This is a genomic window from Escherichia sp. MOD1-EC5990, assembly GCF_002965285.1.
Lineage (GTDB): Bacteria > Pseudomonadota > Gammaproteobacteria > Enterobacterales > Enterobacteriaceae > Escherichia > Escherichia coli_F.
Map to the genome: position 1 here is coordinate 212057 of NZ_PTRV01000008.1, position 12424 is coordinate 224480.

Annotated in this window: 13 protein-coding genes and 1 pseudogene; 9 read left to right on the forward strand and 5 right to left on the reverse strand. The window is 46.4% G+C overall.

The window, feature by feature from the left end:
- Window positions 1-100: 100 nt before the first annotated feature.
- Window positions 101-910 (forward strand): CatB-related O-acetyltransferase, encoded by an 810-nt coding sequence (locus tag BEB42_RS12215; RefSeq protein ID WP_105267397.1) that lies wholly within the window; start codon window positions 101-103, stop codon window positions 908-910.
- 399 nt (window positions 911-1309) lie between these two features.
- Here BEB42_RS12215 and yncL read toward each other — a convergent pair whose 3' ends face one another.
- The gene (yncL, locus tag BEB42_RS12220; protein ID WP_001303494.1) at window positions 1310-1405 is read right to left on the reverse strand and encodes a stress response membrane protein YncL; all 96 of its coding nucleotides are present in this window, start codon (window positions 1403-1405) and stop codon (window positions 1310-1312) included.
- A 193-nt stretch (window positions 1406-1598) separates the two neighbouring features.
- On the opposite strand from yncL, the gene ortT reads away from it, so the two are divergent.
- Window positions 1599-1772, forward strand: a complete 174-nt coding sequence (ortT, locus tag BEB42_RS12225) for an orphan toxin OrtT (RefSeq protein WP_000061178.1) — start codon at window positions 1599-1601, stop codon at window positions 1770-1772.
- An 85-nt stretch (window positions 1773-1857) separates the two neighbouring features.
- On the forward strand, window positions 1858-2091 hold the full coding sequence (gene ydcY / locus BEB42_RS12230; RefSeq protein WP_000018633.1) for a DUF2526 family protein YdcY: 234 nt from the start codon (window positions 1858-1860) through the stop codon (window positions 2089-2091).
- On the opposite strand, the gene BEB42_RS12235 is transcribed toward ydcY, so the two are convergent.
- The gene (locus BEB42_RS12235) at window positions 2092-2541 is read right to left on the reverse strand and encodes a DMT family transporter (protein WP_001076530.1); all 450 of its coding nucleotides are present in this window, start codon (window positions 2539-2541) and stop codon (window positions 2092-2094) included.
- Window positions 2541-3056, reverse strand: coding sequence for a GNAT family N-acetyltransferase (locus BEB42_RS12240; protein WP_000027557.1), 516 nt, complete (start codon window positions 3054-3056; stop codon window positions 2541-2543). The genes BEB42_RS12235 and BEB42_RS12240 overlap by 1 nt, the downstream gene beginning before the upstream one ends.
- Before the next feature lie 180 nt (window positions 3057-3236).
- On the opposite strand from BEB42_RS12240, the gene curA reads away from it, so the two are divergent.
- Complete coding sequence (gene curA / locus BEB42_RS12250; RefSeq protein ID WP_105267398.1) at window positions 3237-4274, forward strand: NADPH-dependent curcumin/dihydrocurcumin reductase; 1038 nt, start codon at window positions 3237-3239, stop codon at window positions 4272-4274.
- A gap of 198 nt (window positions 4275-4472) precedes the next feature.
- Window positions 4473-5138, forward strand: coding sequence for a colanic acid/biofilm transcriptional regulator McbR (gene mcbR, locus BEB42_RS12255; RefSeq protein ID WP_032184161.1), 666 nt, complete (start codon window positions 4473-4475; stop codon window positions 5136-5138).
- Between the two features lie 35 nt (window positions 5139-5173).
- On the opposite strand, the gene pqqU is transcribed toward mcbR, so the two are convergent.
- On the reverse strand, window positions 5174-7276 hold the full coding sequence (gene pqqU / locus BEB42_RS12260; RefSeq protein ID WP_105267399.1) for a TonB-dependent receptor PqqU: 2103 nt from the start codon (window positions 7274-7276) through the stop codon (window positions 5174-5176).
- A gap of 241 nt (window positions 7277-7517) precedes the next feature.
- On the opposite strand from pqqU, the gene yncE reads away from it, so the two are divergent.
- Entirely contained in the window at window positions 7518-8579 is a 1062-nt protein-coding gene (gene yncE / locus BEB42_RS12275; protein WP_000550675.1) for a 7-bladed beta-propeller protein YncE, read from the forward strand.
- 114 nt (window positions 8580-8693) lie between these two features.
- On the opposite strand, the gene ansP is transcribed toward yncE, so the two are convergent.
- Complete coding sequence (gene ansP / locus BEB42_RS12280; protein WP_105267401.1) at window positions 8694-10193, reverse strand: L-asparagine permease; 1500 nt, start codon at window positions 10191-10193, stop codon at window positions 8694-8696.
- A gap of 266 nt (window positions 10194-10459) precedes the next feature.
- Here ansP and BEB42_RS12285 point away from each other — a divergent pair, with 266 nt between their 5' ends.
- The 3 genes and pseudogenes from BEB42_RS12285 to BEB42_RS12295 form a co-directional block, all read left to right on the forward strand.
- Window positions 10460-11077, forward strand: coding sequence for a glutathione S-transferase family protein (locus tag BEB42_RS12285; protein WP_105267402.1), 618 nt, complete (start codon window positions 10460-10462; stop codon window positions 11075-11077).
- A 75-nt stretch (window positions 11078-11152) separates the two neighbouring features.
- Window positions 11153-11365 (forward strand): DUF5445 family protein, encoded by a 213-nt coding sequence (locus BEB42_RS12290; RefSeq protein ID WP_000882241.1) that lies wholly within the window; start codon window positions 11153-11155, stop codon window positions 11363-11365.
- Between the two features lie 820 nt (window positions 11366-12185).
- Window positions 12186-12424 (forward strand): annotated as a pseudogene (locus BEB42_RS12295) (type VI secretion system tip protein VgrG); the annotation flags it as partial.

Below are 12424 nucleotides of genomic sequence, written 5' to 3' on the forward strand. Positions count from 1 at the left end.
TATGATGGTGATTTTTCATCCTGTCATGGTTGATTCATAGAAGACTTTAGAGTATCGTTATTCAACTAATAATTTATAAGTAAAAGTAGAAATCTTTAGTATGAACGTACAGTTATATAAATTCACGGAAGATAAAAATAAAAACATTACCTTTAGGTGGACGAAAAAACACTTTGAATTTTGCATGGATAATAAAATATTTTTAAATCATAAAGGGAAGAAGTCTTACAAAGAAAGGAATTTATTTCTTTTCTCAAAAGGTGACAAAATATCAATTGAAGAGAATGTTATTGCTGAAGAATATTCAACAATGCCTGTAAAAAATTTTTCCAGTGTAGGTGCATTTTCATTTCCAACTTGTCATTTTTCAGGGAATATACATATAGGACGATTTTGTAGTATTGCATCAAATGTAAAAATAATGGGTGGAAATCATCCTATGAATCGTTTTACTACTCACATGATGACTTATAACGGTGAATTTGATAAATTTGCCTTGAGTGAGTTCGAACGACCCTGGACATTGAAACCATTCATTACCAAACCTGAAAATCCGATTATAGGAAACGATGTCTGGATAGGAAATGATGTTGTATTGAAAGGTGGCATCGCAATAGGTGATGGTGCTGTTATTGCTGCCAATTCCGTTGTTACCAAAGATGTGCCACCATATGCCATAGTTGCAGGAGTTCCTGCAAAAATAATCAGATTTAGATTTGATTCAAATATTATTGATGAATTGTTGAGAATTAAGTGGTGGAATTATAATTACTCAGATCTTCCGGATAATAACAAATGTGATGATATAAATTATTTTGTTGAAGAGATGAATCGATTGATATCAAATGGAAATATTCAAGAGAGGGACTATAAAAAATTCAATCTTTCTGAGATATTCAGAGATCTATAATTGTCTGTTTTACATGATAAATGGGCAGATAACCAGTGCGGGGTTTGCAATTTCAATGGGACAGCGTCCTCAAGGAGGTTGCAAACATCCTGCCATGCATATACTTTATGCCATCTTTTTATATTTACTTTATTCCCTGAAAGTATAAAGCATTTATAGACCCCGCGCGTCTAAAGTAATGACGATAGAAAAATGTGAAAACAAAGTTCCCTTTGAATCAGTAAGCTGTCTGTAAGGACGATAGGAGGGGGATGTTTTCTACTTATTTCAATGTAGATGTCAGCAAAAAGAAGTAAATATTAAGGATAATGTTGTAAACCTGGAGAGTATGAGATGATCTTGCGTACTGTCAGAGCACTGATTTCTCTGACAGTACGTGCTGCGTGCAAAATCACTACATCAAATAAACCAGCCAAATCTCATAGAGATAAGAGTAAACAAACCAACAGCAGCAAAGACATTTATCAGTACTACAGTTCTACTGGAAACATTCATTTTTGCCACCTTTTATCATTGCCCCTATGTGTATAGTACGGGTTAAGAAAATCCGCAATAATACTTATTCTGAAGATGGATAAGGGCAAGTTGCTGTTGATGATTTTTTCTCAAACTGGTGAAAAAACTTGATGCACGTCAAAAAATGACGCATATTTGCGCGCGTTTTATTCATCTGGCTGGACGCCCGTACATGTCTCTCTATCAACACATGCTTGTTTTTTATGCGGTTATGGCAGCAATCGCATTTCTTATCACCTGGTTTCTTTCTCACGATAAGAAACGCATCCGTTTCTTAAGCGCCTTTCTGGTGGGGGCAACATGGCCGATGAGTTTCCCGGTGGCGCTGTTGTTTTCACTGTTTTAAATCTTACGTACTGGCTTGACGGCACCACGCAGACTTATATCATTTGGATGAATCGATAAATTTCACAAGTGGCTAAGGAGAAAGTATGTCGCATCTTGATGAAGTCATCGCGCGCGTGGATGCCGCGATTGAAGAGAGCGTCATTGCCCATATGAACGAATTATTAATCGCCCTGAGCGATGACGCGGAGTTAAGTCGGGAAGATCGCTACACCCAGCAGCAGCGTCTGCGCACAGCGATCGCCCATCACGGTCGCAAGCATAAAGAAGATATGGAAGCGCGCCACGAACAGTTAACCAAAGGCGGCACCATCCTGTGATTAAAATGCGCGTCTGGCCACCAGCCAGGCGCCAACCACAAGTAAAATTGCGCCACAAATTGGGCCGATCAACGCCCGTAGTGGTACGCCCTGGCTGCGGAAGATATCCAGCACCAGACCACCAATCAGTTGGCTGGCGACCAGTACTGCAATAGTTGTCGCCGCTCCCAAATTCTGATATCCGCTGATACTGGCGAAGACAAAAAACGATCCCAGCAAGCCAGGTATAAGTGTCCACCAGCGCACGCTGGACACCAGTTCGCCAAACCCCGCCATACCCTGTTTAAACCACAAAATAGAAACGAACAGCACAATTCCTACCAGTGAGTTCAGCAACATGGCGATGAGAATGGTAGAGGAGGTCTGGGTGATGCGCACCATTAGCGTGTTCTGGACGACCAGACCAATCCCTGCGGCAATCAAAAAGGCAAGGGTAAGCGACTGATTCATCAGATTGCGTCCGGTTCACTGCGTTCGTCGAGTTGCAACTGCATAAATGTAAGATCCAGCCAGCGCCCAAATTTAGTGCCCACCTGCGGCATTTGTGCGGTGATGACAAATCCCAGCGACTGGTGGAGATGCAGCGAAGCCTGATTTTGCGATTCGATCCCGGCGACCATAACATGCTTCCCGCAATCCCGCGCTTCATCAATCAATCGGCTTAACAATTTACGCCCAAGACCTTTGCCCTGATGATCAGGATGGACATAAACCGAATGCTCCACGGTATGGCGAAAACCATCGAAACTACGCCAGTCGCCAAACGAGGCATATCCCGTCACTACGCCATCTTCTTCACTCACCAGCACCGGATAACCTGCTATGGTCCGCGCTTCAAACCAGGCAATGCGGTTATCTGCATCCACCGTTTGGTCATTCCAGATAGCCGCCGTATACAACACGGCGTGGTTATAAATTTCCGCAATGGCAGCACAGTCGGCTTTGCGGGCAAAACGGATGGACATGTCTGGCCTCGATAAAATAATGATAATGACGTTATCAATACTATCGAAAACAGCCCGAAGCAACGGATTCCTCGATGAAATTATTGCGTGTTGCAGAGGGGATGTGACGACTGCAAACAAAACCAATCCTGCGAGCCTGCTACTATTGATGGATTCATGCCAAAAGCACAGGAGAGCATTATGGGGCAACAAAAGCAGCGTAACCGCCGTTGGGTTCTGGCCTCGCGTCCGCATGGCGCGCCGGTTCCGGAGAATTTTCGTCTTGAAGAAGATGATGTCGCCACACCGGGTGAAGGACAGGTATTACTGCGCACAGTTTATTTGTCACTGGACCCGTATATGCGTGGACGTATGAGCGATGAGCCATCTTATTCAGCGCCGGTTGACATTGACGGCGTGATGGTCGGCGGTACGGTGAGCCGTGTCGTGGAGTCAAATCATCCTGATTACCAGCCTGGTGACTGGGTGCTGGGCTACAGTGGATGGCAGGACTATGACATATCCAGTGGTGATGATTTGGTGAAACTTGGCGATCATCCGCAAAATCCATCGTGGTCGCTGGGTGTGCTGGGGATGCCAGGCTTTACCGCTTATATGGGCCTGCTGGATATCGGTCAGCCCAAAGAAGGCGAAACGTTGGTGGTAGCTGCAGCGACAGGACCAGTGGGGGCGACGGTGGGGCAAATCGGCAAACTTAAAGGTTGCAGAGTGGTGGGGGTAGCTGGTGGCGCGGATAAATGCCGCCATGCTACCGAGGTGTTGGGCTTCGATGTCTGCCTTGACCATCACGCGGATGATTTTGCCGAGCAACTGGCGAAAGCGTGCCCAAAAGGTATCGATATTTATTATGAAAACGTTGGCGGTAAGGTATTTGATGCGGTGCTACCGTTACTCAATACATCCGCGCGCATTCCCGTCTGCGGCTTAGTGAGCAGCTATAACGCTACAGAGCTACCACCCGGTCCGGATCGTTTACCCCTGTTGATGGCAACGGTGCTGAAAAAACGCATTCGCTTGCAAGGGTTTATTATTGGTCAGGATTATGGTCACCGTATCCATGAGTTTCAGCAGGAGATGGGACAATGGGTGAAAGAGGGGAAAATTCACTATCGTGAACAAATTACCCACGGTTTGGAGAACGCCCCACAGACGTTTATCGGCCTGCTGAAGGGTAAAAACTTTGGCAAAGTGGTGATCCGCGTGGCGGATGATGATTAAAGTTTCAACGGCGGCGTAAGGCCGCCATAAAAATCCAGGCAAAAAGCTTATTTTCAGCTTTAATTAACTGACCACATCATTGTTCTGCTGCTAATAACTACAAAGGTGAGTGGCTTATGATTATTCATTTTAACACACCAGGTGAACGCCTTCTGCTATGCAGGCAGGGTCGGAAAGAAAACACGCGAAGGAAGTAAAATGCCTGGAACGGAAAAAATGAAACATGTCAGTTTGACTATGCAGGTTGAGAACGACCTGAAACATCAACTAAGTATTGGCGCACTAAAACCTGGCGCACGCCTGATTACTAAAAATCTGGCGGAGCAATTAGGTATGAGTATTACACCCGTGCGTGAAGCATTATTACGTCTGGTTTCGGTGAATGCGCTCTCTGTCGCACCAGCGCAAGCATTTACAGTACCGGAAGTGGGGAAAGGTCAATTAGACGAAATCAATCGGATCCGCTACGAACTGGAATTAATGGCAGTTGCTCTGGCTGTAGAAAACCTCTCCTCGCAAGATATAGCGGAACTTCAGAAATTGCTCGATAAATTACAGCAGGCGCAAGAAAAGGGCGACATGGAACAAATCATTAATGCGAACAGGTTATTTCGCTTAGCGATTTATCATCGTTCAAATATGCCCATCCTGTGTGAGATGATTGAGCAACTGTGGGTCAGGATGGGACCTGGTTTACATTATCTTTATGAAGCGATTAATCCAGCGGAATTACAGGATCGTATAGAAAGCTATCATGAACTACTCGCCGCGTTGAAAGTAAAAGACAAAGAGCGATGCAGACATTGTCTTGCTGAAATTATGCAACAAAATGTTGCTATGTTATACCAGCAATATAATCGTTAAATTAAATGCCCGGCAAATACCGGGCATCAAGATAATCACTCAAATCGCCACGCAACATTCACGCTGATACCATAATTTCGCCCGGGCGCAGGTTCGTAATATCGCCCGTTCGACTCATTGACAATGACAGAACCAACGTATTCTTTATCGAATAAATTATCGACACGGCCAAATAAATCCACAGTTAAATTGTGGTAATTGTATTTATACCCCGTGAATAAGCCGACGAGTGTATAAGAAGGCGCTTTGGCCGTATTTTCATCATCGGCCATAATATCGCCCATATAATGCGCTTCCGTGCCTGCATACCAGCCATCTTCCGGTACATAACCTATCGACGCAAAGCCCATATTACGAGCGATCCCTGGCATCCGGTTACCGTTACAATCATGTTCATTGCACACATTGCTGCGATAGGTCGCATCAAGCCAGGTCCAGGACGCTTTTATGCGAAAATCTCCCGCGAAACGTTGATCCCATGCCAGTTCAGCGCCTTGACGACGGGTCTTTCCGGCATTTTTATAAGTCGTACGTCCACCGCTACTGCTATCGACAACAATTTCATCATCGGTGTCGGTCTGGAACAATGCGAGACTAAGCAGCCCATCACCAATACGCGTTTTACTGCCGATCTCAATTGTATCGTTGGTGGATGGTTTTAAACCAAAGTTCATACCGCTTTGACCGTCAGCACGATAAGACAGCTCATTAATCGTCGGCGTTTCAAAACCACGCCCGGCTGCCAGATAGATATTCCAGGCATCGGTCATTGCATATTTTAACGATCCGGCTGGTAGCCATTTGTGATAACTGGCATCGCCGCTGTCATCGCCGTTACCCGGAGTAACGTAATGGTCGTTGGAATCAAACCACACGGAGCTGTAGCGCACGCCAGCATCCAGCGACAGTTTTTCGCTCAGCTGCCACTGCGTCTGTAAATAGGGATCGACGTTCCACATCAGATTGCGTTCGTCGCGGCGCAACTCACCTTTTTGCCCGTATTCCGGCACGCCGCTGTTCAGGCGGAAGTTGTTGTAGCCTTTACGGTTTTCACTCATGTTTTCGTAGTTCAGGCCGGTAGTGAACGTGACCGGAACACCCAGTTCGCCATGGTGTGTCCAGCGGCTGTCTATCCCCTGATAATGGCGTTGCAGAGTAATCACGCCGCCCGCATGCGATGGGTTAAGTTGCGGGGCCATTGGGATTGACTGGTACTGGGTCGTTTCTCGTTCTCCGGCATACATCATCACACTCATATCATCTTGCGCGCTCAGGCTACGTTCATAGCGCAACCCAGCCTGAGTTTGCTTGATGGTTTTACGCGTGTCGTACTGTTCTGCACGAGGTGCTTGTTGTGGATTCGCCTTCCATTCTGCTTCGGTTAGCCCACCTGGGTCATCTGCTTTGATATCCACACTATTGAAAATCAGGCTTAATTTGCTGGCGTCATCAATGCGAACGCCCAGTTTGGCATTGGCTAAATTTTTCTGTGCGCCACTATGATCACGATAGCCGTGGGTCGTAAAACGCGTGGTTGAGACGGTGTAATCGATATCGCCGGGCTGTGTGCCGTCTCCCGTTGCGCCCGTTGCTTTCAGCCCATAGCGCCAGCTGCCAAAACTGCCGTAGTAACTACTGGCTTCAATGGTTGGTGGCTGTTGCCCGGTCTGGGTGGTGACATTCATTACACCGCCAGACGCGTTGCCATACAGGGCAGAAAAGGGGCCACGCAGCACTTCCACATTTTGTACACTGCTTAAATCGATGTTGGATGTTTGCCCTTGCCCGTCGGGCATGGTGGCGGGAATACCGTCCACATACAGGCGAATACCGCGAATACCGTAAGTGGAACGGGAACCAAATCCGCGAATCGACAGCTGTAAATCTTGCGCATAGTTCTGCCGGTTTTGTACCTGCAAACCAGGCACGCCGGTAAGTGATTCGGACAAGTTAATGCGCTGTGTTGCCAGACGCATCTCCTCGCCGTCGATCACGCTCACCGCTGCGGGTGTGTCCAGTTCTGAAACCCCCTGCGGCGTGGCGGTAACAATCATGGTTTGTTCATTAGCGGCAAAAGTGGGAGGAGAAAGGAGAATCAGTGCGGGCAAAACGGTCTGTCGGACAGAAAAAATCTTCATGAAAAAAGCCAGGTTAAGAATGGGAAAACGCCGTCATGGTAATGAAATTGTAAATTTATGGAAAATGAAACGGCACAATACGTTAAGTAATTGAGAAAATTGTAGTCGTAACGGCAAGAAATGCTCCACATTTGAGAAAATAATGATTACCATTCCCATTTATAACAAGAGCGTAACGATGATTACGCTTAGCGAAGCATTGTGAAGCAGCAAAAATATCGGTTCATCAAAGGGAGTCGTCATGCATTTACGTCATCTGTTTTCATCGCGCCTGCGTGGTTCATTACTGTTAGGTTCATTGCTTGTTGCTTCATCATTCAGTACGCAGGCCGCAGAAGAAATGCTGCGTAAAGCGGTAGGTAAAGGTGCCTACGAAATGGCTTATAGCCAGCAAGAAAACGCGCTGTGGCTCGCCACTTCGCAAAGCCGCAAACTGGATAAAGGTGGCGTGGTTTATCGTCTTGATCCGGTCACTCTGGAAGTGACGCAGGCGATCCATAACGATCTCAAGCCGTTTGGTGCCACCATCAATAACACGACTCAGACGTTGTGGTTTGGTAACACCGTAAACAGCGCGGTCACGGCGATAGATGCCAAAACGGGCGAAGTGAAAGGCCGTCTGGTGCTGGATGATCGTAAGCGCACGGAAGAGGTGCGCCCGCTGCAACCGCGTGAGCTGGTAGCTGATGATGCCACGAACACCGTTTACATCAGTGGTATTGGTAAAGAGAGCGTGATTTGGGTCGTTGATGGCGAGAATATCAAACTGAAAACCGCCATACAGAACACCGGTAAAATGAGTACCGGTCTGGCGCTGGATAGCAAAGGCAAACGTCTTTACACCACTAACGCTGACGGCGAATTGATTACCATCGACACCGCCGACAATAAAATCCTCAGCCGTAAAAAGCTGCTGGATGACGGCAAAGAGCACTTCTTTATCAACATTAGCCTTGATACCGCCAGGCAGCGTGCATTTATCACCGATTCTAAAGCGGCAGAAGTGCTAGTGGTCGATACCCGTAATGGCAATATTCTGGCGAAGGTTGCGGCACCGGAATCACTGGCTGTGCTGTTTAACCCAGCGCGTAATGAAGCCTACGTAACGCATCGTCAGGCAGGTAAAGTCAGTGTGATTGACGCGAAAAGCTATAAAGTGGTGAAAACGTTCGATACGCCGACCCATCCGAACAGCCTGGCGCTGTCTGCCGATGGCAAAACGCTGTATGTCAGTGTGAAACAAAAATCCACTAAACAGCAGGAAGCTACCCAGCCAGACGATGTGATTCGTATTGCGCTGTAATAGATATGGCGAGGGTGAAAACGGAGAGACTTGCCTGACTTTTATCACGCCGCATGCGGCACACCTTCGTCAGTAATCTAAATTTGCCCGGCACATAGCCGGGCAATTTTGCAATTAACTCGCCGTCTCTGGCTTAAGCACAATTTCCTGTTTTTCTTCATCTTCCTCGATGACTGGCGCAGTGCTGTGAATTTCTGCAACGCGTTTGCGCACACCAAACCAACCTACAACCAGCAGAAGGCCAATAATCGGCAGCGCAGCGATGGTATAAGTCCCGTTCGGGTAATCGAACGCCATCAGCACCAGGACGCTCAGTAAAAACAGTAATGTCAGCCACGACGTAAAGGGCGCACCTGGGAGTTTAAAACTGACATCCGCTGCTTTGCCTTCTTTAATCGCTTTACGTAGACGCATCTGGCAAACAATGATAAACGCCCACGAGGCGATAATTCCCAGAGATGCGAAGTTCAACACAATCTCAAATACGCGCGACGGCACCAGATAGTTAAGGAATACGCCAACAACATAAACGACCAGCGTCGCCAGGATCCCGGCATACGGCACATGCTGACGACTCATTTTCGCCATGAAGCTTGGTGCAGAGCCGCCCATCGCCATTGAGCGCAGAATACGCCCGGTGCAGTACAGACCTGAGTTCAGGCTGGAGAGGGCAGCAGTCAGCACCACAATGTTCATAATGCTGCCGATGTAAGGCACGCCCAGTTTGGAAAAGAACGTCACGAACGGACTTTGCCCTGCCTGATACGCGCTCCACGGCAATAACATAACCAGCAACACTACGGAGCCGACGTAAAACAGGCCAATCCGCCAAATCACGCTGTTAATCGCTTTAGGCACCATGGTCTGCGGATCTTTACATTCTCCGGCAGCTGTTCCAACCATTTCAATGGAGGCAAAAGCAAACACTACACCCTGAATCAACACCAGCGCAGGCAGTAAACCGTGGGGAAAGAAACCGCCATTATCGGTAATTAAATGAAATCCTGTGGTGTTGCCATCTAGCGGCTGACCGCTACCGAGGAACACTGTACCCACGACCAAAAAGGTCACGATGGCGAGCACTTTAATAAGCGCAAACCAGAACTCCATCTCCGCAAACCATTTCACACCAATCATGTTCATCGTGCCAACGATGGTCAGCGCAGCGAGCGCAAAGACCCACTGCGGTACACCACCAAATGCGCCCCAGTAATGCATATACAGTGCGACGGCGGTGATATCGACAATCCCCGTCATCGCCCAGTTAATGAAGTACATCCAGCCTGCAACGTAAGCGGCTTTCTCTCCTAAAAACTCACGGGCATAAGAGACAAAACTGCCACTGGAAGGGCGGTGTAGCACCAGCTCACCCAATGCACGCAGAATAAAAAATGAAAACAGGCCGCAGATTAAATAGACCAGTGCCAGTGCTGGCCCCGCCATTTGCAGTCGGGCTCCTGCACCTAAAAACAAGCCGGTGCCAATCGCGCCGCCAATGGCGATCATCTGTACCTGGCGATTGCCCATCGCTTTGTGATAACCCTCTTCGTGGGCATTAAGCCAGCGACGTTTCGCGGCGTGTTGATCTGAAGTGTCGGTGTCGTGTTTACTCATTGCTCTCCCTGATTGCTTGAATGAAAAAGTCATATAAGTTGCCATGAACAATGTTTATTCATCCTGGCGATGATAGTTATCACCATTATTCTTTATGGGTATAAAACTATCGGCGCAGCATCCTACCCGTTATCGATAAACGATGCAAAACATCCCCTTACAATCCTGAAGGGGAATAATACAACTGACGAAAAAATGACAAATCCTTTTGCTGGTTAACCTGTGTACTGTCCTACACTTAATCTTTAAAAGATTGTGAGGGGCATATGATTAAGGTGTATGGCGTACCCGGATGGGGCTCTACAATCAGTGAGCTGATGCTATCACTGGCTGATATTCCTTATCAGTTCGTTGATGTCAGTGGTTTTGACCACGAGGGAACTTCACGCGAGTTATTGAAAACCCTCAACCCGTTGTGTCAGATTCCGACACTGGCGCTGGAAAATGACGAGATTATGACGGAGACAGCGGCGATTGCATTGATGGTTCTCGATCGTCGCCCGGACCTTGCGCCACCGGTTAGGCGCGCCGAACGTCAGCAGTTTCAACGGCTATTGGTCTGGCTGGTTGCTAATGTCTATCCAACATTCACTTTCGCCGATTACCCTGAGCGTTGGGCTCCTGACGCACCCGAACAGTTAAAGAAGAATGTTATTGAATATCGTAAATCGCTTTATATCTGGCTGAATTCACAATTGACCGCTGAACCTTATGCGTTTGGTGAGCAACTAACGCTGGTGGACTGTTATCTTTGCACTATGCGCACATGGGGGCCTGGGCATGAATGGTTTCAGGATAATGCCACGAATATCAGTGCGATCGCTGATGCTGTATGTCAGATACCGAAATTACAAGAAGTATTAAAAAGGAATGAAATTATTTGAGTGGGATACCAGAAGATTATGTTATTTATTATTCAGTAACTTTATCCACAATGATGGACGTAATTAATTAGATTCATGTTATGTTTTTTAATTTATATCACTCTCTCTTTCATTCAGCTTGTCTATTTCATTTCCTCTGAAAAGAAACTAACTATTCACATTGTGCAGATGTTTCAGTTGTTATCACAGGCATTCTATAATCTCAAAATGTCTTTAATGATGGATATGCTCGGAGTTGGAGATGCAATTAATATTAATACAAATAAAAATATCCGGCAGGTATGCTAAAAGGATAAATGGCGTTCTCTGTATTTATTCGCGATTATCTGTAGGAAAAATATGGAGAGTTTGATGAGTCAGAGCTAAAACAGCAATTGATAAATAAATATGTTGATTTATTCAAGAAAATGGATGTATTTCAAATATTGATTCTTAATATAACCTAATCAATAGATTATCACGTGAGAGCTGCACGTTATTGCAGGGGCAGGGGAAAACACCATTTTGGGAACAATGAATCAGGTACTCTTACCACTGAAGCAAGATCATCCGGGCACCAGGTGGTGGTGCAGTGCTTTGGAAATGGTCCCCTCGGGGGAGTTGTCATTATTTTCTATGCTATTTGCTTATGATATTCATCAGGTGAATTTAATAAATTCCTAATTTGAAATATCCACTATTAAGCCAGTGTTTAACGACGTTAAGATGGCAATGTGCAGATCATGTTATCAGGGTGGGGCGGTAGCGTATATTCCTTATACAAACCATCATTCATTTCAATGATTGTTATTGAATTATTTATTGTTGTGAATAAAAAGACATTATGAATATTGGTTTGACTTTGCATATCAGGCTTTTTATTACTCGCTGTAATGTACGAGCCTGTCGTGAGTAACGTCGAGAACCCATCCGTTGCGTTTGTGATTATTTTGTTGACTAAACAGACACCCGTTTCTCTGAAGTAAAATCCCAGACTAAATCATCACATAACCATGACATTTTTCTGATATTCCCCGGTAACGCCAGATGTCGACTCGCTTATCTCATCCGCCCGACATGTTGTACATGCAATATGTGCGGATTATTATTCATTTTCACGGAGGTTGCTATGTCAACCGGATTACGTTTCACGCTGGAAGTGGACGGCCTGCCACCGGACGCGTTTGCGGTGGTTTCCTTTCATCTCACCCAGTCACTCTCTTCACTTTTTTCCCTCAACCTTTCTCTGGTCAGTCAGCAGTTTCTTTCCCTTGAATTTCCGCAGATCCTCGACAAAATGGCCTACCTGACGGTATGGCAGGGCGATGACGTACAGCGCCGGGTGAAAGGTGTGGTGACCTGGTTTGA

Excerpts from the sequence above, each read along its gene's own strand:
- BEB42_RS12215 (WP_105267397.1), top strand. The coding sequence starts at position 101 with ATGAACGTACAGTTATATAAATTCACGGAAGATAAAAATAAAAACATT.
- yncL (WP_001303494.1), bottom strand. The coding sequence starts at position 1,405 with ATGAATGTTTCCAGTAGAACTGTAGTACTGATAAATGTCTTTGCTGCT.
- ortT (WP_000061178.1), top strand. The coding sequence starts at position 1,599 with ATGTCTCTCTATCAACACATGCTTGTTTTTTATGCGGTTATGGCAGCA.
- ydcY (WP_000018633.1), top strand. The coding sequence starts at position 1,858 with ATGTCGCATCTTGATGAAGTCATCGCGCGCGTGGATGCCGCGATTGAA.
- BEB42_RS12235 (WP_001076530.1), bottom strand. The coding sequence starts at position 2,541 with ATGAATCAGTCGCTTACCCTTGCCTTTTTGATTGCCGCAGGGATTGGT.
- BEB42_RS12240 (WP_000027557.1), bottom strand. The coding sequence starts at position 3,056 with ATGTCCATCCGTTTTGCCCGCAAAGCCGACTGTGCTGCCATTGCGGAA.
- curA (WP_105267398.1), top strand. The coding sequence starts at position 3,237 with ATGGGGCAACAAAAGCAGCGTAACCGCCGTTGGGTTCTGGCCTCGCGT.
- mcbR (WP_032184161.1), top strand. The coding sequence starts at position 4,473 with ATGCCTGGAACGGAAAAAATGAAACATGTCAGTTTGACTATGCAGGTT.
- pqqU (WP_105267399.1), bottom strand. The coding sequence starts at position 7,276 with ATGAAGATTTTTTCTGTCCGACAGACCGTTTTGCCCGCACTGATTCTC.
- yncE (WP_000550675.1), top strand. The coding sequence starts at position 7,518 with ATGCATTTACGTCATCTGTTTTCATCGCGCCTGCGTGGTTCATTACTG.
- ansP (WP_105267401.1), bottom strand. The coding sequence starts at position 10,193 with ATGAGTAAACACGACACCGACACTTCAGATCAACACGCCGCGAAACGT.
- BEB42_RS12285 (WP_105267402.1), top strand. The coding sequence starts at position 10,460 with ATGATTAAGGTGTATGGCGTACCCGGATGGGGCTCTACAATCAGTGAG.
- BEB42_RS12290 (WP_000882241.1), top strand. The coding sequence starts at position 11,153 with ATGTTATGTTTTTTAATTTATATCACTCTCTCTTTCATTCAGCTTGTC.